The organism is Trueperaceae bacterium (genome assembly GCA_036381595.1).
GTDB lineage: Bacteria > Deinococcota > Deinococci > Deinococcales > Trueperaceae > DASVCN01.
The window spans coordinates 1-22,583 of sequence record DASVCN010000007.1 but is presented as its reverse complement, the minus strand read 5'-3'; the positions used below and the strand labels follow the sequence as shown (position 1 = coordinate 22,583).

The 22,583-nt window shown below is 65.5% G+C and carries 21 protein-coding genes; 10 read left to right on the top strand and 11 right to left on the bottom strand.

What is annotated here, in order from left to right:
* Window positions 1-5 precede the first annotated feature (5 nt).
* The 6 genes from pdxS to VF168_01725 form a co-directional block, all read right to left on the bottom strand.
* Window positions 6-929: a pyridoxal 5'-phosphate synthase lyase subunit PdxS gene (gene pdxS, locus VF168_01750; GenBank protein ID HEX7002895.1), complete on the bottom strand. Its 924-nt coding sequence runs from the start codon at window positions 927-929 to the stop codon at window positions 6-8.
* A gap of 91 nt (window positions 930-1,020) precedes the next feature.
* On the bottom strand, window positions 1,021-2,070 hold the full coding sequence (trpD, locus tag VF168_01745; protein HEX7002894.1) for an anthranilate phosphoribosyltransferase: 1,050 nt from the start codon (window positions 2,068-2,070) through the stop codon (window positions 1,021-1,023).
* 129 nt (window positions 2,071-2,199) lie between these two features.
* A complete protein-coding gene (locus VF168_01740) occupies window positions 2,200-3,099 on the bottom strand; it encodes a glycosyltransferase (GenBank protein ID HEX7002893.1) in 900 nt (299 codons plus the stop codon).
* The gene (locus VF168_01735; GenBank protein ID HEX7002892.1) at window positions 3,096-3,671 is read right to left on the bottom strand and encodes an aminodeoxychorismate/anthranilate synthase component II; all 576 of its coding nucleotides are present in this window, start codon (window positions 3,669-3,671) and stop codon (window positions 3,096-3,098) included. The genes VF168_01740 and VF168_01735 overlap by 4 nt, the downstream gene beginning before the upstream one ends.
* An 88-nt stretch (window positions 3,672-3,759) precedes the next feature.
* A complete protein-coding gene (gene trpE / locus VF168_01730) occupies window positions 3,760-5,193 on the bottom strand; it encodes an anthranilate synthase component I (protein HEX7002891.1) in 1,434 nt (477 codons plus the stop codon).
* 161 nt (window positions 5,194-5,354) lie between these two features.
* Complete coding sequence (locus VF168_01725) at window positions 5,355-6,155, bottom strand: enoyl-ACP reductase (protein HEX7002890.1); 801 nt, start codon at window positions 6,153-6,155, stop codon at window positions 5,355-5,357.
* A gap of 146 nt (window positions 6,156-6,301) precedes the next feature.
* Here VF168_01725 and VF168_01720 point away from each other — a divergent pair, with 146 nt between their 5' ends.
* Both VF168_01720 and VF168_01715 read left to right on the top strand, forming a co-directional pair.
* Window positions 6,302-6,550 carry an AbrB/MazE/SpoVT family DNA-binding domain-containing protein gene (locus tag VF168_01720; GenBank protein HEX7002889.1) on the top strand — a complete coding sequence of 83 codons (249 nt, stop codon included), beginning with the start codon at window positions 6,302-6,304 and terminating at the stop codon, window positions 6,548-6,550.
* A complete protein-coding gene (locus VF168_01715) occupies window positions 6,538-6,864 on the top strand; it encodes a type II toxin-antitoxin system PemK/MazF family toxin (protein HEX7002888.1) in 327 nt (108 codons plus the stop codon). Before VF168_01720 ends, VF168_01715 begins: the two co-directional genes overlap by 13 nt.
* A 55-nt stretch (window positions 6,865-6,919) precedes the next feature.
* On the opposite strand, the gene VF168_01710 is transcribed toward VF168_01715, so the two are convergent.
* Both VF168_01710 and VF168_01705 read right to left on the bottom strand, forming a co-directional pair.
* Window positions 6,920-7,969: a response regulator gene (locus VF168_01710; protein ID HEX7002887.1), complete on the bottom strand. Its 1,050-nt coding sequence runs from the start codon at window positions 7,967-7,969 to the stop codon at window positions 6,920-6,922.
* Window positions 7,970-8,066: 97 nt separating this feature from the next.
* Window positions 8,067-8,261, bottom strand: coding sequence for a hypothetical protein (locus VF168_01705; protein HEX7002886.1), 195 nt, complete (start codon window positions 8,259-8,261; stop codon window positions 8,067-8,069).
* Window positions 8,262-8,544: 283 nt separating this feature from the next.
* Between VF168_01705 and tmpR the strand changes: the two genes are divergently transcribed.
* Window positions 8,545-9,255 (top strand): bifunctional dihydropteridine reductase/dihydrofolate reductase TmpR, encoded by a 711-nt coding sequence (gene tmpR, locus VF168_01700; GenBank protein ID HEX7002885.1) that lies wholly within the window; start codon window positions 8,545-8,547, stop codon window positions 9,253-9,255.
* Between the two features lie 31 nt (window positions 9,256-9,286).
* Here tmpR and VF168_01695 read toward each other — a convergent pair whose 3' ends face one another.
* Genes VF168_01695 through VF168_01685 form a run of 3 tightly spaced genes read right to left on the bottom strand, consistent with a single transcriptional unit; the run spans window position 9,287 to window position 11,248 of the window.
* Window positions 9,287-10,516 (bottom strand): DUF2382 domain-containing protein, encoded by a 1,230-nt coding sequence (locus tag VF168_01695; protein ID HEX7002884.1) that lies wholly within the window; start codon window positions 10,514-10,516, stop codon window positions 9,287-9,289.
* A 50-nt stretch (window positions 10,517-10,566) separates the two neighbouring features.
* Window positions 10,567-11,034 (bottom strand): DUF2382 domain-containing protein, encoded by a 468-nt coding sequence (locus VF168_01690; protein HEX7002883.1) that lies wholly within the window; start codon window positions 11,032-11,034, stop codon window positions 10,567-10,569.
* Between the two features lie 22 nt (window positions 11,035-11,056).
* A complete protein-coding gene (locus VF168_01685; protein ID HEX7002882.1) occupies window positions 11,057-11,248 on the bottom strand; it encodes a hypothetical protein in 192 nt (63 codons plus the stop codon).
* Window positions 11,249-11,580: 332 nt separating this feature from the next.
* Between VF168_01685 and polA the strand changes: the two genes are divergently transcribed.
* The 7 genes from polA to glgX form a co-directional block, all read left to right on the top strand.
* Window positions 11,581-14,127, top strand: coding sequence for a DNA polymerase I (gene polA, locus VF168_01680; protein ID HEX7002881.1), 2,547 nt, complete (start codon window positions 11,581-11,583; stop codon window positions 14,125-14,127).
* Between the two features lie 59 nt (window positions 14,128-14,186).
* Window positions 14,187-15,536 carry a phosphoglucosamine mutase gene (gene glmM, locus VF168_01675; GenBank protein HEX7002880.1) on the top strand — a complete coding sequence of 450 codons (1,350 nt, stop codon included), beginning with the start codon at window positions 14,187-14,189 and terminating at the stop codon, window positions 15,534-15,536.
* Window positions 15,537-15,570: 34 nt separating this feature from the next.
* Entirely contained in the window at window positions 15,571-15,786 is a 216-nt protein-coding gene (locus tag VF168_01670) for a LapA family protein (protein ID HEX7002879.1), read from the top strand.
* Window positions 15,787-15,878: 92 nt separating this feature from the next.
* Entirely contained in the window at window positions 15,879-16,175 is a 297-nt protein-coding gene (locus VF168_01665; GenBank protein HEX7002878.1) for a hypothetical protein, read from the top strand.
* Between the two features lie 110 nt (window positions 16,176-16,285).
* Window positions 16,286-18,064 carry a malto-oligosyltrehalose trehalohydrolase gene (gene treZ / locus VF168_01660; GenBank protein ID HEX7002877.1) on the top strand — a complete coding sequence of 593 codons (1,779 nt, stop codon included), beginning with the start codon at window positions 16,286-16,288 and terminating at the stop codon, window positions 18,062-18,064.
* On the top strand, window positions 18,061-20,748 hold the full coding sequence (gene treY, locus VF168_01655) for a malto-oligosyltrehalose synthase (protein HEX7002876.1): 2,688 nt from the start codon (window positions 18,061-18,063) through the stop codon (window positions 20,746-20,748). The genes treZ and treY overlap by 4 nt, the downstream gene beginning before the upstream one ends.
* Window positions 20,745-22,583: glycogen debranching protein GlgX (glgX, locus tag VF168_01650; protein ID HEX7002875.1), on the top strand; the 1,839-nt coding region annotated here is incomplete at its 3' end. The genes treY and glgX, both read left to right, overlap by 4 nt.

The following is a 22,583-nucleotide window of genomic DNA, read 5'->3' as shown; positions in this document are numbered from 1 at the left end:
GGCCGCTACCAACCTCGGCTGGCAAGGAGTTCGTTCTCCTGCAGAGTGTCGATGTTTATCCCCACCATGGCCTCGCCCAGGTCGCGCGATACCTCGGCCAGGATCGCCGGGTCGTTGTAATGGGTGACTGCCTTGACGATGGCGTTGGCGCGCTTGAACCAGGCCTGATGCTTCTTGCTCACGTCGAGCTCGCTGCCTGCTGACTTGAAGATGCCGGAGCCAACGAACACCCCCTCGACCCCCAGCTGCATCATCAACGCAGCATCCGCGGGCGTCGCTACGCCACCGGCGGCGAAGTTCACGACCGGCAACTTGCCGTTCTCGTGTACGTAGAGAACGAGTTCGTAGGGTGCGCCGTTGTCCTTGGCGTACGTCATCAGCTCTTCACGAGGCATCGCCTGGATACGCTTGATCTCGCCCAGTACGGATCGAGCGTGCCTCACCGCTTCCACGACGTTGCCGGTGCCGGCCTCACCCTTGGTGCGGATCATGCTGGCGCCCTCCGCTATGCGGCGCAGCGCCTCCCCGATGTTGGTGGCACCGCAGACGAAAGGGACCGTGAAGGCGTGCTTGTCGATGTGGTAGGCCTCGTCGGCCGGGGTAAGGACTTCCGATTCGTCGACGAAGTCGACGCCCAGTTCCTGGAGTATCTGCGCCTCGACAAAGTGGCCGATGCGGACCTTGGCCATGACCGGGATAGACACCGCTTCGACGATGCTGCTGATCATCGACGGGTCGGACATGCGGGCGACTCCGCCCTGGGCGCGGATGTCGGCCGGGACGCGCTCGAGCGCCATCACCGCAACCGCTCCGGCATCCTCGGCGATGCGCGCCTGCTCGGCGTCAACGACGTCCATGATGACGCCGCCCTTGAACATCTCGGCGAAGCCCGTCTTTACCCTGATGCTGCCAATCGCTCGTTCAGCCATGGTCTCTCCTAGCGTCGCCCCCACGCTTCCGGTCCATTGTGACCCGTAGGGTCAGCGAGACCGGCAGGCCGGACGACGGCACCCTTCCAGTCTACGCCCCGCTGCGGGAGTAGCTTATGAGTTCTTGCAATTTCGCGGCGGCGGCACCGGACCGGAGCAGTTCGGCCGCCTGCTCGACGCCGCTACGGATGTCGGGCGCTCGCTCCCCCAGATAGAGTGCGGCTCCAGCGTTGAACAGCACCACATCCCGCTTGGCTCCCTCCACCTCGCCTGCCAGCACGGCCTCGAGCTGTTCGGCGTTCTGCTTCGGGTCGCCCCCCTCCAGCGCGCTCCTGGGGTAGCGGTCGAGGCCCACCTCTTCCGGCGTCATCGTGTAGTCGACGACCTCGCCGTCGGGCATGAGCTCGGCGACCGTGGTCTCGCCACTCACTGTGAAGTCGTCGAGCCCGTCGCCATGCACGACCAGCGCACGCTGGGTACCTAGGCCCGCCAGCACGTTCGCGAGTTGGACGGTGAGGTGAGGGCTGAAGACCCCCATCAACTGCCGGTTGGCGCCCGCGGGATTTGTCAGCGGTCCCAGATTGTTGAAGATCGTTCTCGCCTGCAGGTCGGCACGGATCGGAGCCACGAACTTCATCGAGGGGTGATGGGTGCGGGCGAAGATGAAGGCCAGCCCGATCTGCTCTATCGAGCGCGCGAGTTGCTCCGCCGACTGCTCCAGCTTCACCCCGAGGGACTCGAGGACGTCCGCTGAGCCCGACCGCTTCGTCACGCCGCGGTTGCCGTGCTTGGCTATCTTGACGCCCCCGGCCGCCGCGACGAAGATTGCGGTGGTCGAGATGTTGATGCTGCTGAAGCCGGTACCGCCGGTGCCACAGGTGTCGAGCAACGGGCCCTCCACTCGGGGCGTCACCTTCACGGCGCGTTCACGCATCGCCTGGGCGAAGCCGACGATCTCCTCCACGGTCTCGCCACGCGTCCTCAGCGCCGCCAGCAGCGCGGCGGCCTGCATCTGCGACAGCTCGCCGTCCATGAGGCAGCCCATCACCTGTCTGGCCCTGTCGCGGTCCAGCGTTTTACCTTCGAATACTTCGCTCAGCAGCTCCCTGACGTCGAGTTTCGCTTCACTCCCTATCGTCACTTCCCGTTTCCTTCCTGCAATCTGCCAGCGCGAGTCCATACGCCCTCCTGCCACGCTCCGGTCGCTAGCGGGCGCAGGTGGGGACGCGAACAAGTGGCGGTTATCACGCGCAGATCCACGATCTACCCCTCATCCATCGGATTTCTCGCGTGCCGCTTCTTCGGCGCCTCGGGCGTAGGCGCGCTCGTAGGCGAGGACATCCCGGTCGATGAGCGAACTCCAGGGGCCGTTGAGGAGGACACGCTTCGCAGCCAGCTGGACCGGGTGGACACCCAGCGCCCAGGCACCGGTACGATGTCGTTCCCAAAGGCGACGGTGGGCCCGGCCGGCGCTGTACGCCTTCTCGGAGTCGTCCCACACGCGGCCCTCGTGGGTGGCCCCTCCCTGCCTGACCCTTCGGAACCTGACCCCTGCTCGCTTCAGTCGCAATGCCAGCTCGGGGTCCTCGCCACCGTAACCCTTCCAATCCGGGTCGTAACCGCCCACCTGCCGGTAGACAACGGCCGAGACACTGCTGTTGGCCCCGGTGAAGTTGATCCAGGAGGCGCGGTTCCCGAACGCGATTATCCTCTCGAACGGCTCGGCGCGCCGAGCTTTCCGCAGATCGTCGGGCAACCTGAGCGGGCCAATGCCAGCGACCCCAACAGTCAACCGATGAAGAGCGAGGTGAGCTGCGAGTGCACCCGGGTCGGGCATACAGTCGTCGTCGCTCAGCAGCAGCACGTCTCCACGGGCCGACTCCGCCGCCAGGTTCCGGGCCCGGCCCACCGGATGCGGTTCGCCACCCGCCAGCGCCACGTGGAACGGCAGCTTCAGCTGCGCCATCATCTGTCTTACGGTCTCGACTTCCGATCGCGGCTCGTTGAGCCAGAGGCACCATTCGAACGAGCGCGGAGCCAATGTCTGACGTGCGAGAGCAAGTGCCTTGCGCCGAAGCAGTTCGTGACGGCCGCGGCTGGCGGTGACCACGCTCAGCCCGACGCTGTTGAGGGACGTCGGCTCAGGCCGGGTAGTGGGCGCAGGAGTCATGATCTCAACAGGAAGTTCCGCAACATCTCGTGGCCCGACTCGGTCAGGATGCTCTCCGGATGGAACTGGACTCCCCACACCGGGTGGGTCTCGTGCCTCATGCCCATGACCACGCGTTCCCCGGCCTCTTCGACCCAGGCGTTGACCACGAGTTCAGGGGGCAGGTCGCGCACCACCAGCGAGTGGTAACGGGTGGCGGTGAGAGGGCTGGGCAGGCCTGCGAAAACGCCGCTGCCGTCGTGGCTGATAGCGCTGGTCTTGCCGTGCATGATCGTTGTCGCCCGCACCACCTCGCCGCCGTAGGCGGCAGCTATCGCCTGATGCCCGAGGCACACGCCCAGCGTCGGCAGCTCCGCACCGAAGCGGCGGATGATTTCCACCGAGAGTCCCGCGTCACTGGGCGTACAGGGGCCGGGCGAGACGATGAGCGCGTCCGGCGCCAGTCGTTCGACCTCCGTGAGCTCGAAGCGGTCGTTACGCCATACGGTTACTTCGCAGCTCAATTCGCCCAGGTACTGCACCAGATTGAAGGTGAACGAGTCGTAGTTGTCGACTACGAGAACCCGTTTCATGCCGACCGCCGTCGATCGGATCCGGCCGCTACTTCCCGACGCTCTTGGGCCGACCTCGAAGGCGAACCGTGCACGCGCGAGAGGTCCATCAGCCCAACCCTTCGGTCGCCATCTCGACGGCTTTCCGCAGCGCCGCGAGCTTGTTGAGCGACTCCTGGTACTCGAAGTCCGGATCGGAATCGGCGACGACTCCGCCGCCAGCCTGCAGATGGGCCTTGCCGTTGGCCACTACGACGGTGCGGAGGGTCAGCGCCATATCCATCGCCCCGGACACCGACAGGTAGCCGAAGGCGCCCGCGTAGGGGCCGCGTCTCACCGGCTCCAGTTCGTCGATGATCTCCATCGCCCGGATCTTGGGGGCTCCCGAGGCGGTGCCCATGGGCAAGGTGGCAGAGAGGGCATCGAGCGGCGTCTTCCCGGGCGCCAACTCACCACTGACCCTGGAGACGATGTGCATCACGTGGCTGTAGCGCTCGACGTTCATCAACTCCTCGACCCTGACCGAGCCGTAGCGGCAGACCCTCCCCAGATCGTTTCGACCCAGGTCGACCAGCATGACGTGCTCGGCCCGTTCCTTCTCGTCGGCCAACAACTCCTGCGCGAGCGCCTCGTCCTCCGCCTGGTCTGCCCCCCGGCGTCGCGTGCCCGCGATCGGCTTCGTCTCCACCCGAACACCGTCGCTCTTCACAAGGCTCTCCGGGCTGGAGGCGACGAGCGTCACCGGGCCCAGGTCGAGGTAGCCGAGATAGGGGCTCGGGTTGATGGTTCGAAGCGCCCGGTAGATCGCGAACGGGTGCACTCCCAGGTCTGCCGTCATCCGCTGGCTGGGGACGACCTGGAAGGCGTCGCCGGCGCGGATGTACTCGACCGCGCGGGAAACCGCGGCCATGAACCCTTCGCGGGTGAAATTGCTCGTGAACTCGGTACGGCGTCCGGCTCGGTCGCCGGGAACGCCCGGCAGCGGGCCGCGCAGGCGCTGGTAGGCCGCCTCCACGCGCTCTCTCGCGAGCTCCTCGTCGGCAGGGTTGCCCTCCTCGGCGGCGGCGACGATGACGATGCGGCGGCGCAGATGGTCGAACACCACCAGGACCTCTGGCTCGATGAAGAGCAGGTCCGGGGTTCCCAGTTCGTCAGGATTCGAGTCGGGCAGCCGCTCGTACTGTCGTATCAGATCGTAGGCAGCGTAGCCGACGGAACCTGCCCAGAACGGCGGCAGGTGAGGATGATCCCCGACCTCACGGACGGTCAGGTCCCAGAGGACTCGCAAGGGGTCGTCCGAATCGAAGCTCTCGCTGCCGGCCGGTCCGCTCACCGTGACCCTGCCGCCTCTGGCCTCGATACGGCGCCTCTCGCCGCTGCCGATGAACGAGTAGCGTGCTACCCGCTCGCCCTGCTCGACGCTCTCGAGCAGGAAGGAAGGGTGTCCGGCCACTTTCAGATAGGCGGTGAGCGGCGTCTCGAGGTCGGCCAGGACCTCGCGGTACACGGGTTTGACCGTCATCTTTGGGGGTGCAGAGAGCATGAACTCCTCTTTTCGCTGAACTTCAGGGGCGGGCCGTGCCGGATCGGCACGGGTCGGTGGCGGAAGTGCGCCGCCATCGGCCCAGCACGCCTGTCCAGGAAGAGGTAGCGTTCATTGAGAGAGTATATCGGAGCCGCAAGCGATCGTGAGCGGCTTTCGGGCTACTCCTCGGCCCCCTCGGGCAGGAACATCCCGATCGCGTTGAAGCCGGCATCGACGTAGATAGTTTCACCCGTTATGCCACTGCCCAGCGAATCGGCGACGAGGGCTAGGGCGAGCCCACCCACCTCCTGCTGCTCGATGTTCCGCTTGAGCATGGAGAGCCTGCCTGCTTCGCCGTACATATCGCCGAAACCGGAGATCGAGCGTGCGGCGATGGTCCGTACCGGCCCTGCAGAGATGGCGTTGACCCTGATCCCGCGTGGGCCCAGGTCGTAGGCGAGGTAGCGCATGCTCGCCTCGAGCGCCGCCTTGGCCACCCCCATCATGTTGTAGTGCGGCACGACCCGCTCCGCGGCCAGGTAGGAGAGGGTGAGGATGCTGCCGCCATCGGTCATCAGCGGCGCAGCCCTCCTGGCTACGCCCACCAGAGAGTAGGCGCTTATGTCCATAGCCGTCTGCCAGTGGGCCCGCTCCGTCTGCACGAATGGGCTGGTGAACGTCTCCGGCGGCGCGAAAGCGAGCGAGTGGATGACGAAGTCGAGCCGGCCCATCTCGCGCCGGACGTTCTCGAAGAGGCCGTCCAGCTGCTCGTCGCTCTGGACGTCGCACTCGGCCAGGACCACATCGCTCTGACCTTCGGTAAGCTTCTCCAGCACCGGCCGGATCCGCTCCCCCTGATAGGAGTAAGCCAGCCGCGCACCCGCCTGCGCCAGCGGCTGAGCAATCGCCCAGGCGATCGACCGCTGGTTCGCGACCCCGAGTACCAGCCCGTTCTTTCCCTGCAGATCGATGGAGTACATGACTAGCTCCTAAGGCTATGGAATCGATGGCAGTCTAACGCAGGAGGGACTTTTCGGCTTTGCGTCTGGAAAGCTGAGGCCGGCTCAAGTACCGCCGCTTGACTCAGTCGCGCTAGGTAATTACATTGTGACCACGGAGGCTGAGCATGAGGACGCGCATCGTCAAGATCGGAAATTCACAGGGGATTCGGATACCGAAACCACTGATCGAGAAGGCAGGAGTGGGCGAAGAAGTCGACTTGGAAGTAGAAGAAGACACCATCGTCATACGCGCCGCCGACACTGCCAGGCGGGGCTGGTCGGAAGCCTTCGCCCAGATGGCGGCAGCGGAAGACGATCACGTATTGGATGAACCGGTAGCAACCCGATTCGACGATGACGAATGGGAGTGGTAAACCGCTTCGACGTACATCTTGTCAGTTTGGACCCAACGCAAGGCTCGGAGGTATGTAAAACCCGGCCATGCCTCATCATCTCTCCCGATGAGATGAACGCGCACATCCGGACCGTGATCGTAGCGCCGATGACAACACGAGGAAAGCCATATCCAACGCGGGTGCCCTGTGCCTTTGAAGGCAAAGATGGATTCATCGTCCTCGACCAGATCAGAACGGTCGACAAATCAAGGCTAGTAGCGAAACTCGGAACCGTTGCCGAAGCGGCCCAAGCCGCCGTACTCGAGACGCTACAGGAGATGTTCTCTGCTTAGAGAGCCTACTAGCCGCCATGAGGTTCGTTTCTCCAAATTCGCGCCTGCTCGATCCTCAGCTCTCGGCCATCAGCTCTTCGAATCGGCTCCTGGCGTTCTCGGCTTTGCCCGGTTCACCGCGCGCCTCCCAGCTCTCCGCGAGCCCCGTCCAGGCCGTTTCGCTGAACGGCTCGTGCTCGGTCATCGCCTGGAAGTAGCGGGTGGCTGCCTCGTGGTGGCCGCGTTCGGTCGCGCGCTCGGCCGCGCTCTGGAGGAGCGAGAGGTGCTCGGCGTGGAGGACCTGGCGCATCTCGTCGATCCAGCTCGAGTCGAATCCCAGCAGGTAGTGCCCGCGGTACAGATCTATCGCCTGCTCGAACAGGTCGGAGGACGAGCCGTCCCGGGCCTTCCTGGCGAGATCTCGGTAGTGGGCGACGTCGTACTCGATGCGGAACTCCTTGCGCAGGTAGTAGCGGCGGTTGGCCGATTCGACCATCTCGCCACCCATCACCTTACGTAGCCGGTAAAGGGTCGTATGGAACGAACTCGAGGCCTTCGCTTCGGTCTTTCCTGGCCAGAGGGCCTCTGCGACCTCGAAGGTGGTCACTCCGTTCGGGTGCTCGAGCAGGTAGAAGAGAAGCTCGAGCGCCTTGAGTGAGTCCCAGTCGAGGCGCTTGCCGTTCCGCTCGACGAACGGGTGGCCCAACGCGCGGGCGCGGACCGTGCCCTCGAGCGGGTGCCGCAGCTCCTCGATCCGCTGCAATCTGATCCGCACCGCGTCGACCAGCTCCTGTCGCTCGAACGGCTTGGTCAGGTAGTCGTCGGCGCCCAGGGTCATCCCCTGCCTGACGTAGCTCCTGTCCTCCATCGCCGTGAGGAAGAGGAACGGCACGGCGTGCAGTTCGTTGAAGGTGCGCACCCTCTTGTAGAACTCGAAACCGTCCATGCCAGGCATGGAGACGTCCGAGACGATGACGTCAGGACGAAGCCCCTCCTCGAGCTCGACCACTGCATCGCGGGGATCGTCGAACGACAGCACGTTGAAGTTCGCCGCCACGAGCGTGAGTTCTATCAGCTTGAGCAGCGCCGGGTCGTCGTCGACCACGAGCACCAGAGTTGCCGTCATGGCCGCCATCGTATCCCGCGTGTTTTCAGGTCGGTATGAATTTCCCGTCCTGTTGTCGTATCAGGGGACGGCTTCTCCGCACTCGGCAAGGGGGTTATCAGCTCCAGCTCTCCGTCTGTTGGTAGTGAACCAGGGCGCTGTATTCGACCCCGCCACCGGTCAAGGGCGTCGAACTGTACTTGACCTCCACAACGACGGCGCTACGGTCGAGAGAATCGATGAAGGCGTGTAGCCGCTGCTCGAACAGGTCGACCTCGCTCGCGTTGATCAGCTTGAACCGGATGTTGTCCACCGGACTCCTCCCTTCGCCCCCGGATCGGATGAACCGGCGCCAGCGGCGACGCGGTAGGTGCGCAGCGGCACCCTGTCGACCGGATGATAACCAGCCCTGACACCGGTCGCTGAGGGATTTTCCCGTCCTGACCGCTTACTCTGCGGTCCGGACCGGAGCGAGGACAAAGCGATCCGGGACAATCCCAACGCCCCGTGCGCCGGCCGACCGGCGGATGGAATAATGCCGCCCATGAGCGATAGAGGCGCGATCGGCTCCGTGGGCCCATGGAGGAAGTGAAGGCGTGGCCGGAGCACTGGTAACCGGTTCGGCGACCGGTATCGGCAGAGCGGTCCTCCTGGGACTGGCCGACGCCGGACACGATGTCGTGGTGCACTACCGCAACAGCGAGGGCAAGGCCCGGGAGGTCGCCGATCTCGCCCGGGGAGCCGGCGTCGAAGCACACCTCCTGCAGGCCGACGTGACGGTTCCGGAGGAGGCCAGACAGCTTGTCTTGGCCGCGAACGATCTCACCGGCGGCTTACGGGTTCTCGTCAACAACGTTGGCAATTACCACCACGGGGCGCTCGACGAGCTCGACATCGAGACGTGGCACGAGATGTTCGACAGCAACCTGCACGCTACTTTCTACACCTGTCGAACAGCCGTCCCGTTCATGCGCAGGCATGGCGGCGGGCGGATCATCAACCTCGGCTACGCGGGGGCCGAGCACCTGATCGCGCGCCCGGCCGTAGCACCCTATGTGATCGCGAAGACCGGCGTCATCCAGTACAGCCGGGCACTGGCCAGGAGCGAGGCGGCGAACGGGATCACCGTCAACGTGATAAGTCCAGGGATCATGGAGAACAGCGTTACCAAGCCGCAACGGGAGATCCCGATGGGCCGCCTGGGCCGGCTGGAGGAGATCGTTGCGGCCGCCTGCTTCCTGGCTTCGGACGAGGCCGACTACATCACCGGCACCACCATAGAAGTGGCCGGGGGCTGGAACCTCTGACGCTCGCCCCCGACCCCATCAGGAGTTCGAACTAGCGGTCCCGGTTACGCACCTCCCACGAGTGGCGCACGGACTCCCTGACATCGTCCCAACTACCACGGTTACGCGCCTCCCACCTGGTGCGCGCCTCAGGTTCGATCTCGTCCCAGCGCCGGTCACGGCAGTTGGCGTCGTTCGCCAACGAGTAGCCGAAGCGGTAGGCCGGCATGACGTCGTCGTAGGCGTACCGGTCACTGATGTCCGAATCCTTGAAGTGACCGCGGAACGTGCGCTCGTAGCGAGAGAAATCCTCGTCGACGATATCGTCGTCGAGTTGCTCGATCTCTACCTCGGTGCGCCGGACCGTATCGCGGACGTGTTCGGTTCTGTCCCTGGCCTGCTTCTCTATCACCACATCCTCGACGACGCGGGCTTCCTTCGAAACCACGGCCTCCTCATCGGTTTCATGCATCTCCACGCTGCGCTCGCGGAACGCGTCACCATCCGCGGCGCTCAGTGGCCGGTCTGCCCGCTGCCGCCGCACTTCGACCGACTCGTCGCGTAGTTCGACCTGCTCGTCCACGGGACGTTCTCTGACGTAGGTTCGGGCGCGCACACCGCCGCGCTCGACCTCGCGCTTGCCTACCCGGATGTCCTCCTCGACGATGGGGATCTCGATGTGCTCGCGCTCCTGCGCCAGTTGCCGTTCGGTCAGCGGCTCGGCCTCATGCTCATGACGTTCCCAGCCCTGGCGTCGCCAGTTCGATTCGCGCGCCTCGACGTCGGCCGCCGCGTGCCGGTCGAGGATCGTGGCCGCCATCTCGGCGCGGCCGTCGGGTGCGTTGACGACGACCAGGTTTCCGCCCCGCCTTACCCCTTCCGCGTAACGATGGGCCTCCTCTTCCGGTACGCCGGCATCGGTCAGTGCCCCCAGCAAGCCGCCCGTCACCCCACCGGCGCCCACGAGGGTGGCCGCCAGTGGACCGGCAGCGAGCACTGGTCCGACGCCGGGGACGCTCAGCAGGCCGAGGCCCACCAGCAAGCCGCCGATGCCACCCACCGCCGCACCGACCCCGGCTCCGCTGGCCGCGGATCCACCCGCCTCGGAACCGCGGCTCTCCACGTACCGTCCCTGCTCGTCGAAGTACCGTCTCAACTCGGCACCGGTCGCGTTGGCAACTACGCTTACGTCGTCCCTGTCGAAGCCTTCAGACAACAGCTCGGCGATCGCCGAACGTGAATCCTCGAGCCTGTCGTATATAGCCACTACCGTCTTGGCCATCTCCTCTACCCCTCATCCCGTGCGCCGGGTTGGCGCACATCAGCGTTGTTTCAATCACGCCTGTTCTCCCCATCGCCGCTCGGCGCAACCTCTTCGTCCTCGCTGGAGCGGTCGATCTCCGCTACCTGGTACAGCAGGTTCATCGAGCGCGTTTCCTTCCGCCGCTGCCTGCGCCTGCGGATCCGCACCTCCTCCTTGAGCACCAGCTGCTTCCTGACGACGAGAACTTCCTCCAGCACGGGCACGATCGTGACGTCGCCCTCCTGACGTATCTCGACCGGCCCATCCACCTCTCGGCCTACCCGCACCCGCTCTATCTCGAGGTCCTCCTCGGTCAGGTCGACGTCGAAGGCCTCCTGCCGGCTGCGGGTGTGCGTCGTCACCCGTACCCGTCCCGTCACGATCGTGCGGGTGTCGACTCTCGGCACTTCTGCAGCGAGCGGTACTACCTCGCGATGGATGACCTCCCGGTGATCCTCGGACTCATCCGCCTCTGCTCGCCTCTTGCGACCTCCCACTGGAGACTCTTCGGCGCCCGGCTCAGAACAGCAGCCAGAGCGCCAGAAGGATCAGTACCAACGCCACGATGGTCCAGGTAAGTGCGGAACGGCCGCCTCGCGCGGGGCGGTCGTAGACTCGCGCGCCCCGTGTTTGCGGCATCGAACCGCCCCCGACCTCGCCGCTGGACGAGGGACCGTTCGCTCTCTGTTCGGGATCCCCAGGTTCCTTCACTTCGCCCCCCTAACCTCTCGCACCGGGTCGGTTTCCGGGGAGTCCCCCCGGTGAACACGTATCGACTTTCCGGTGTCCAGCCGGTGTACTCCTCTACCGGGGCGGCATCTGTCTGCATCCCTACAGACGCGTTGCGAATCGGAGCGGGCCGGCGACCTCGGGGCCTCCGTATCGCCCCGCGACACCGCCCCGCGACACCTTTCCGCGACATCGCCGCGCGACATCGTTCCGCCACAGCGTTCCGCGACTTCGTCTCGACGGAGCCAGCCGGGCACGCTGTCCTCGCGGTAGACTCCGAGAATGACCTGTGCCTCCACCGCCGGGGCCCGCCGATGACGGTTCAGAAGGAGCTGTTCCAGGCCCCCACCGCTCAGCGGAACGGCAACAAGATCGTGGTCATCGACGGCCATGCGCTCGCGTTCCGCAGCTACTACGCCATCCGTGAACTCAGCAACTCGCAGGGTCGCTCGGTCAACGCGGTCTTCGGCTTCCTCCGCTCGCTCCTGCGCATCCTCAAGGAGGAGGGGGAGCACGACGCCACGGTGGTCACGTTCGACGCTCCTGCCAAGACTTTCAGGCACGAGCAGTACGAAGAGTACAAGGCGGGCCGCGCGGCTACGCCGGATGATTTGCCGGAACAGATCGTGACGATCAAGAAGCTCGTCGATATGCTCGGTCTCTACCAGATCGAAGTGGCCGGTCTCGAGGCCGACGACCTGATCGGCACGATCGCCAAGAGTTGCGAAGCGAACGGCTACACGGTCGAGATCGTCACCAGCGACCGGGACGCCTATCAGCTGGTGAGCGACCACGTCTGCGTGCGCGGGCTCGACAAGAACGACCGCCTGGGGCCCAGGGAGATCGAGGAGAAGTACGGAGTGACGGTCGAGCAGTGGACCGACTACCGGGCACTCATCGGCGACAGTTCCGACAACATCCCCGGGGCGAAAGGCATCGGTCCCGTTGCGGCTCGCAACCTCCTGCAGAGGTACGGCTCGCTCGACTACATCTTCGAGCATCTCGACGAGATCGAACCCCCCGGCGCGGCCAAGAAGATCCGCGACTCGCTGGAGCAGGTGAAGTTCTCCCGCGAACTCTCCTGCATCGTGACCGACGCAAAGATACCGATCGAACCCTCGAAGTGGGCGCAACGGGAGATGCAGCGCGAGGGCCTGCGCGAGCTGCTGGTGGAGTTGGAGTTCACCTCGCTCCTGCGTGAGCTGGGACTCACCGAGACGCCCTCGTACCGGGAAGTGCCATGGAACGCCGGCGACACCCGGAGCGCCGCCGGGGCGGTCGGTTTCGTTCTGGCCGGCGACAGCCCCATGCAGGCGCAGCTCACGGAGCTGGCCGTCGCCAGGGAGCGGACGGTGGCGAAGGCACCCGACGAGGAGAGCGCCCTCGCCTTCCTCGCCGGCTCCCAGAGCATCGATGCCTGCGACGCGAAGGCGCTCGCCGTCTGGGCCCGCAGCCGCGGCGAGCGGATCGAGCCTGGCGATGATCCCCTGCTCATGGCCTACGTGCTCGACCCGAACGTCGCCCAGCCCGATACCGCAGCCCAACGCTACGGGGCAGGCGACTGGACCGACGCCGCGCCGGCCCGGGCAGCGGTAACCGCGGAACTCCTCCGCACCCTGCCCGAGAAGTTCGACGGCCCCCGCCGTCGCGTCTACGAAGAGATCGAGAAGCCGTTGCAGAGGGTACTGGTCGACGTCGAGTCTCGCGGGGTCGTGCTCGACAAGGAGTTGCTGGCCGAGCAGTCCGTGCGATTGGCCGAGCAGCTCACCGGGATCGAGGCGCGAGTCCGGTCGATCGCCCAGGACGACTCTCTGAACATCAACTCGCGGGATCAGGTGGCTACCCTGCTCTACGAGAAGCTGGGACTCCAGTCGGGGCGTAAGACTTCGACCGGCAAGCAGTCCACCGCTGTCGGGGTACTCGAAGGGCTTCGCGACAAGCACGAAGCCGTCGGACTGATCCTCGACTACCGCGAACTCTCGAAGCTGAAGGGCACCTACCTCGATCCTCTGCCCAAACTGGTGAATCCCGGGAGCGGCCGGCTCCACACGACGTACCAGCAGACCGTTGCCGTGACGGGACGCCTATCCAGCATCAACCCGAACCTCCAGAACATTCCGATCCGCACCGAGACCGGCCGGGAGATAAGGCGTGCTTTCCGGGCCGCACCCGGCCACGTCCTGCTGGCAGCCGACTACTCGCAGATCGAACTTCGGGTGCTCGCCCACATCGCCGGTGAACAGGTACTCATCGACTCGTTCAGCAAAGGCGAGGATATCCACCGTCGGACTGCTGCCCAGGTGCACGGCTGCGCGCCGGAGGAGGTAACGCCCGACATGCGGCGGGTAGCCAAGGTGATCAACTTCGGGGTCCTCTACGGGATGGGGGCGCACAGGCTCACCCGGGAGCTGGGCATCGAGTACGCCCAGGCCGACCTTTTCATCAAGACCTACTTCGAGCGTTATCCGAAGGTTCGCGCCTACATCGACGGCACCCTCGAGTTCTGTCGAGCGAACGGTTACGTGGAGACGTTGCTGGGCCGGCGCAGGCTCATCCCCGACATCCGTGCTGCCAACCGCAACGCCCGCGAGTATGCCGAGCGAACCGCGTACAACATGCCGATCCAGGGCACCGCGGCCGACATCATGAAGCTGGCGATGCTCCAGCTGGCGCCCCGCCTCGAGCCTCTCGGAGCCGGCATGATCCTCCAGGTACACGACGAACTGGTGGTCGAAGCGCCGGTCGAGGTGGCCGACGAGGCCTCCCAGATACTGTGTGAAACGATGGAGAACGCCTACCGGATGGACGTTCCGCTGTTGGTAGAGGTGGGCGTCGGCGAGAACTGGCTCGAAGCCAAGTAGCTCACAGCCGTGAGTGAAGCGCCCCGGCCCCGCCCAGGGGCGGGGGTAGAATCGTCAGCATGACGACAAGACGCTATTTCGGCACCGACGGCGTCCGAGGCGTGGCCGGCCAGCACCCTATGACCGCCACCTTCGCCTTCCGACTCGGTGTCGCGGCCGCCGAGACCCTCAAACGCGACGGGCTCGAGCGGCCTCGCTTCACGGTCGGGATGGATACCCGGCGCTCGGGCCCCATGCTCGCCCATGCGCTCGTCGCAGGGCTCAACGCTCGTGGCGCCGATGCCGTCTGGCTGGGGGTAGTACCGACACCCGGCGTCTCCCACCTCACCCGGTCGCTCGGGGCAGACGCGGGCATCGTCGTCAGCGCCTCGCACAACCCCTACTTCGACAACGGCATCAAGTTCTTCAACGGCAAGGGCGAGAAACTCTCGGATGAGACCGAACAGGCCATCGAGGCCCTGCTGGACGAGGACCTCGACAGCCTGGCGGCGGTGACGAGGGAAGCGGTCGGCAGTTCCCGCCGCTACCGACGGGACGACGCCGACTACCAGCGCTTCCTCCTCGCCCACGCCCCCTATCTCGATGGCATGAAGGTGGGGCTCGACTGCGCCAACGGCGCCGCCTCCGAGATCGCCCCCCGGGTCTTCACGCAGATCGGAGCCCGCCTCGACGTGATCAACGCCTCGCCCGATGGGCAGAACATCAACGTGGAGTGCGGCTCGACCCATCCTGAACCTTTACAGCAGCGGGTGAAGAACCACGGTCTCGAGGTAGGCATAGCCTTCGACGGAGATGCGGACAGAGCGATGCTGGTCGACAGAAGGGGCCGGCTGGTGACCGGTGATCACGTCATGGCCATCTGCGCTCTGGTGCGCGGCGAGAAGGAGGTGGTCGCTACCACGATGTCGAACCTGGGCGTCGAGCGCTACCTGGAGGGCCACGGTGTGCTCATGCACCGCGAACGGGTGGGCGACCGTTACGTCTTCGAAGGGCTGAAGAGCCGTAACCTCGAACTGGGTGGCGAGCAGTCGGGACACGTGCTCTTCCTCGACATCGCACCCACGGGCGACGGCATCCTCACGGCGCTGCAGCTGCTCTCGGCGGTACGCAAGTCACGCCGGCCGCTCGAGGCGTGGATGGACGAGATCCCGGTCTTCCCGCAAACGATCCGCAACGTCACGGTACCGAGCGAACTGAAGGAGCGCGTCTGCGAAGATCAGGCGGTGCTGAAGGCGGTGTCTCGGGCAGAGGAACGCTTCGTCGGGAGCGGCAGGGTGAACGTTCGAGCGAGCGGCACCGAACCGCTGGTCCGGGTGATGGTCGAAGGGCCCACTTTGGAGGAGGTGTCTGCGGTCGCCGAGGAGATCGCCGGCGAGATAGAGGGCGCCTCCCGGGCCCAGCCGTCCTGAAGCCGAGCGGCGCCCGGCCGGTTACCCTGTTCCCATGAGAAGACAGCCGCTCGACGCCTCCGGTCACAAGTCGGGCTACGCGCTCGGCACCGCTCTCGCCTTCGTGCCGTTGGTGGGCATCCCGGTTCGCTTCGCCGTACAGGAGATACCGGCGCCGCTCGTCTACGCCGGAGCGCTGCTGCTGGGGGCTGTCATAGGTTGGCTCTTCGCTCCGCCGACGCGCCAAGTGGCGATTCCTGAGAGGCGCTAGAGCCCATCCCCATCGGCAGCAGGCCGGCACTCCACATTCTGCCCTCACCTCGTCTGCGAGAATGAGGGTACGTGAGTACACAGGAGGGCAGGATGAAACGTCGGGCACAACTAGCCGACTTCACAGGCACGGGGACGTTCACCTGGGAGAGCCACGAGGGTGGTGACAGGATCTTCACGGGACTGTGGCAACCCGACGATCCGGACCAGGCTTACGACGAACTGCATCGTCTCTACATGGCGCGTGAGCGCATCCCCTTCCGGGCGCCCGTCGTAGGACGCGGGGAGGGTCGATCGGACGAAGAGACGCGCGAAGTGATAATCCTGGAGTGGTCCAACGAGGAGCACCCGGCAGCGATCAAGTTGCAGGAAGCTACCGACGAACCGTAAGGACTCGGGGTAGCCTCGCCGGGGAGGCAGCCCGGCAGTGATGAGGAACGGGGGCGGGTTCAGGCGGCCGTCGAACCGGTGGCGGTCGGCCGTGGCTCGTGGGGGGCGGGATGGTTGACTCGGAACTATTCAGGCCATCGCTCGGCGCGGTGGTCGCGGACGAAGGCGTGCGGTTCACGGTCTGGTCGCCGGCGAATGAGTCGGTCGAACTGCTGATCGAGGGGTCGGGCGAGGCGCTGGCGCTCGAGCGAGAGTCGTCCGGCTTCCATTCACTCGAGGTGGAGGGATCGGGGGCAGGGGCTCGCTACCGCTACCGGGTCGGCCAGGCGGTCATGCCCGACCCTGCCTCGCGCTATCAGCCCGAAGGGGTTCACGGACCGTCCCAGGTCGTCGACCCCGCGTCCTACACCTGGCGGAACGGGCAACCGGAAGTTGCGGGTAGCGGCGTCATCTACGAGTTGCACCTCGGAACCTTCACGCCGGAAGGCACCTTCACCGCGGCCTGCGAGCGGTTGCCCTACCTGGCCGAACTGGGTGTCGACACGATCGAACTCATGCCGGTCCACGACTTCCCTGGACGCTGGAACTGGGGCTACGATCCGGCTTCCTTCTTCGCCCCCTCGCGCGCCTACGGCACTCCCGATGAACTCCGCTGCCTCGTGGACGACGCTCACGGGCTAGGCATGCGGGTGCTGTGCGACGTCGTCTACAACCACTTCGGCCCCGACGGCGCCTACTGGCCCGCCTTCGATCCGAACACCTTCACCGACAGGCACCGCACACCGTGGGGCGATGCGATCGATTACGACGGACCGAGTTCGGCCGGAGTTCGCCGCTTCGTGCTCGAGAACGCGCTGATGTGGTTGAGCGAGTACCGGTTCGACGGCCTGCGACTCGACGCCACCTTCGCCATCATCGACGACAGCCATTGCCACCTCCTCACCGAACTCGCCGGCCTGGTGGCCCGACTGCCCGGTCCCGCGCGGCTCCTCATCGCCGAGGACCCGCGCAACACCCGCAACCTGCTGGTGTCGCGGGACGCGGGAGGAACCGGGCTGGGAGGTGTCTGGGCCGACGACTTCCACCATCAGATCCGCTCTCGGATCGCCGGGGACGACAGGAGCTACTTCGGCGACTTCTGCGGCAGCAGCCGCGAGATTGCCGAAACCATCAACCACAGCTGGTTCTACCGGGGTCATCACTCACGCCACCACGGCCGACCGCGCGGCACCGGGACCGCCGGCCTGCCCGCTAACCTCTTCGTCTACTGCATACAGAACCACGACCAGGTGGGGAACCGTCCCGACGGCGCCCGCCTCAATCACGAGGTGTCACCGGCCGCCTACCGGGCGGCTTCGGCCCTCCTCCTGTTCGCGCCGCAGACGCCCCTCCTGTTCATGGGCCAGGAGTGGGCGGCGAGCACCCCCTTCTACTACTTCACCGACCACCAGGGGGAACTCGGCGCTCTGGTGAGCGAGGGACGACGCGAGGAGTTCGCAGACTTCGAGTTCGGTGACGAGGTGCCCGACCCGCAGGACGAGAAGACGTTCAGACGCAGCCGGCTCGCCTGGGAGGAACTCGAAAGGCCGCCGCACGCGGCTACCCTCCGCTACTACCGTCGGCTGCTGTCACTGAGGCGGGAACTCGAAGGGGGCGTGGACGTCGTGCAGGTCCTCCCGGCAGGTCTCGCCCTGCGTCGCGGCCGGCACCTGCTCCTGGTCGCGTTCGAGAGCGGAGCCGAGTTCCAACTGCCCGGTGAGGCGAGGGTACTGCTCGACAGCGAAGATCCCGAGTACGAAGCCGATCCAGCGGCCCCCCTCCTCCAGCATCGGAGAGCGCGGTTCGAGCGTGCCGGAGCGCTGCTGCTGGAGCTTTCGGAGAGCCCGTGATAGCTACCTACCGACTTCAGCTCACACCCGACTTCGGTTTCTCCCAGGTACAGCAGCACCTCCCCTACTTCAGGCGATTAGGCGTCAGTCACCTCTATCTCTCCCCGATCACGGAGGCCGTGAGCGGCTCGAGCCACGGCTACGACGTCATCGACCACAACAGCGTAAGGGCGCAGTTCGGGGGGCGGGAAGGGTTCGAGTCGCTGAGGCGAGCCGCCCACGCCGAGGGGCTCGGACTGCTGCTCGACATCGTCCCCAATCACGCGGGGGTGGGACCGCACAACGAGGCCTGGCAGGACCTGCTCGCCTACGGTCCGGAGTCTCCGCACGCCAAGACGTTCGACGTCGACTGGGACCCGCCCAAAGCGGAGTTGCGTGGCAAGCTCCTCCTGCCGTTCCTGGGACGGCCCTACGGAGAAGCCCTCGACGAGGGGGAGATAAGGGTCGAATTCGCGGACGGCTACTTCCACGCCGTCTACTTCGACAACCGCTTCCGCCTCTCGCCGGCCAGCTACGCGCCCTTGCTCGAGGCGATACTCCCTGCCCTCGAGAGGCAGCAGAGATACTTCGACCTGCTCGAACTTCAAGGACTCTACGCCGACCTCCTCCCTCCCGACCGGGAGCGCGCCGAGGCCCTCAAGGGCCGCCTCGAGCAGGCCCTGGGCGGGCTCGACATCGAGAAGCCACTGGGCCGGTTCGAGGGGTCCGAACTGCACGAGCTGCTGGAACGGCAGTACTGGCGGCTGGCCTACTGGAAGACCGCCGGGGACGAGATCAACTACCGGCGCTTCTTCGACGTGAACGGCCTCGTGGCGTTGCGCATGGAGGAGCCGTCGGTCTTCCTGGAGTCGCACCGGCTCGTCGGGGAACTGCTGCTGGAGGAGGGCGTGCATGGTGTCAGGGTGGACCACGTAGACGGGCTGGTGGATCCTCACAGCTACCTCGACTCGTTGTCGGCGCTGGGCGCCAGGAACATCTGGGTCGAGAAGATCGTCGCTCCGGGGGAAACGCTGCCCCTGGAGTGGCCCGTCGCCGGCTCCACCGGCTACGAGTTCATGAACGACGTCCTCCGCCTCCTCATCCAACCGGCAGGCGAGGAGCCGTTGCGGCAGAGCTACCGACAGTTCAGCGAAGACAGCTCCTCGTACGCAGAAGTAGTGGTGGAGTCGAAGCGCCTGGTGATGGGAACCAGCCTCTCGGCCGAGCTCACCCGCCTGACGAATCAGCTCTACCGGATATCGGAGCGCGACTATCACACCAGGGACTTCACGCTGAGCGCCCTGAGAAGCGCGCTGATGGACGTAATCGCCGCGTTCGGACGCTACCGAACCTACCTGCCCCACGACCGGGACGAGGCGGAGCAAGTACTGACCCTCGCCGTCTCGGAAGCCAAACGACTGGCGCAGAACACCGAGACGACGGTCCACGACTTCGTGCTTGCTTGCCTCATCGGTGAGCGGGACGGTGCGCTCGAGCGGTTGCGCTCGTCCTTCCTGGGGCGCTTCCAGCAGTACACGGCGCCGGTGGCGGCCAAGGGCGTGGAGGACACCGCTTTCTACCGGTTCGTGCCACTCGCGGCACTCAACGAGGTGGGCGGTGAACCCGACCACTTCACCGTCGAAGCGCAGGCGTTCCACTCACGCGCCAGATTCCGCCAGCACCGCTACCCGCACAATCTGCTCGCCACCGCCACTCACGATCACAAGCGAGGAGAGGACACCCGGATGAGACTGGCAGTCCTGAGCGAGCTGAGCGAAGAGTGGCAGGAAACGCTAGCGCGCCTCGACGAGCTCAGCGGGCGACGCTTGCGAGAGAGCACCGGCCTCGGCGGACCGAGGGTCTCCGCCACGGAAAGATACCTCCTCTATCAGCACCTGCTGGCGCTCTGGGACGGGGAGCAGCCGGCGACGCTCGCCCCCCGGCTGGAGGAGTACATGCGGAAAGCGGTTCGCGAGGCCAAACAGCAGAGTTCGTGGATCGATCCGGACGAAAGGTACGAAGCGGCTGTCGTCGAGCTCGTCGGAAAGACGGTCTGCGACCCGGAGATCGCGCACCTGGTCGAACCGCTTGCCGGTCGGCTCGCTCGTTTCGGCTTCGCCAACTCCATCTCACAGCTCGTTCTCAAGCTCACCACTCCAGGGGTGCCGGACATCTATCAGGGCACGGAGTTGCCGGACCTGTCGCTTGTCGACCCGGACAATCGCAGGCCGGTCGACTTCGAAAAGAGGAAGCTGATGCTGGACCAAATCACCAGGCCGGACGCCCTGCCGCTCCGAGAATGGCTGTCGACCTGCGATCCTCGGCTCAAGCTATTCGCCCTGCACAGACTCCTCTCCTTGCGCGCAGAACACCCTGCCCTGTTGGAAGGGAGTTACCGACCGCTGGAAGCCCGGGAACTGCTGCCAGAAGAGGTGGCGAGCCACCTGATCGCCTTCGTGCGGGAGGCCGGGGAGGAGCAGCTGCTGGTGCTGGTGCCGCGTTTCCTGGCGACGCTCGAGCGCTCAGGCGGTTGGGGGGCAACGGTACTCCGGGCCCCGGTAGACCTCGTGGGCGACGACTGGACGGAAGTTCTGGGCCGGAAGCAGGTCGTGCTGAGCGACGCCACCGAGCTGCGGGAGATCCCCTTCCTGCCAGCGGTCCTCTACAGGCGACGACCGGCCGATGCGAGCGAGGTGAGGACGTGAGCGAGATCTGGCCCGGAAGACCGTATCCCCTGGGAGCGACCTGGGACGGTGAAGGCACCAACTTCGCACTCGCCTCCGAGAACGCCACCGGGGTCGTCCTCTGCCTCTACGACACCCAGGACCCGCGCTGTGAAACAGCCCGGTACGCCCTCGTCGAGCGCACCGACCTCGTCTGGCACGCCTACCTCCCGGGGGTGGGGCCGGGACAACTCTACGGCTACCGGGTGGAGGGCCCCTACGAACCGAAGGAGGGGATGAGGTTCAATCCCAATAAGCTCCTGATCGACCCCTACGCCAAGGCGATCGAAGGAGACGTCGTTTGGGACGACGCGAACTTCGGCTACCGATTGGGTGACCGGAAGAAAGACCTGAGTTTCGACGATCGCGACAGCGCACCGTTCGTCCCCAAAGCGGTCGTGGTCGACGAGTCGTTCGACTGGGAAGGAGACCGCAGCCCAGGCATCCCCCTGCACCGCTCCGTGATCTACGAGACCCACATCCGCGGGATGACGATGAAGCACCCCGAAGTGCCGGACGAACTGAGGGGAAGCTACGCGGGGATGGCGAGCGATCCGATCGTCGGCTACCTGAAGGAACTCGGGGTCACCGCGGTCGAACTGCTGCCTGTGCACCAGTTCGTGAGCGACAAGCTGCTGCAGGACAGAGGTCTCAGCAACTACTGGGGTTACAACACCATCGGCTTCTTCGCTCCCGAGGTCGCTTACGCCTCGAGCGGCACCAGAGGCGAACAGGTCCGCGAGTTCAAGGAGATGGTGAAGAGCTTCCACCGCGCCGGCATCGAAGTGATCCTCGACGTCGTCTACAACCACACCGCGGAGGGGAACGAACTCGGACCCACGTTGTCGTTCCGGGGGATAGACAACGCCATGTACTACCGGCTGGTGGAAGACGAGCCGCGCTACTACATGGATTACACCGGGACCGGCAACACTCTGAACCTCGGCAACCCGAGGGTGCTGCAACTGGTGATGGACAGCCTGCGCTACTGGGTGACCCACATGCACGTCGACGGCTTCCGCTTCGACCTGGCTGCGGCCCTCGCCCGGGAGCTGCACGATGTCGACCGGCTCTCGACCTTCTTCGACACCATCGGCCAGGATCCCACCCTGGCTCGTGCCAAGTTGATCGCTGAGCCGTGGGACGTCGGACCGGGGGGATACCAGGTGGGCAATTTCCCACCGGGCTGGGCCGAATGGAACGGTCGCTACCGCGACGCCGTGAGATCGTTCTGGCGCGGTGATCCTGTGGGCGTCGCCGAGCTCGCCTACCGCCTCTCCGGCTCCTCGGACCTCTACGAGGACACGGGGCGCCGACCGTACGCCTCGATCAACTTCGTCACCGCCCACGACGGCTTCACTCTGAACGACCTGGTGAGCTACGACGAGAAGCACAACGAGGCGAACGGCGACGAGAACCGGGACGGAGAGGAGAACAACCTCTCGTGGAACTGCGGCGTCGAAGGTGAGACCGACGATCCCGAGGTGATCGCACTGCGCGAGCGCCAGCAGCGGAATCTGCTCGCGACGCTGCTGCTCTCACAGGGTGTCCCTATGATCGCCGGGGGCGACGAACAGGGCCGCAGCCAGGGTGGCAACAACAACGCCTACTGTCAGGACAACGAGATCTCGTGGGTCGACTGGACGCTTGCGGAGAAGAACATCGCGCAAGTGCGCTTCGTGCAGAGCTTGACGGCGTTGCGGCGGCGTTACCCGATCTTGCGGCGCAACCGGTTCCTGTCGACCGTCGTGAACGAGGCGATTGGCGTCAAGGAAGTCACATGGATCAATCCGTCGGGCTCCGAGATGCACGAGGAG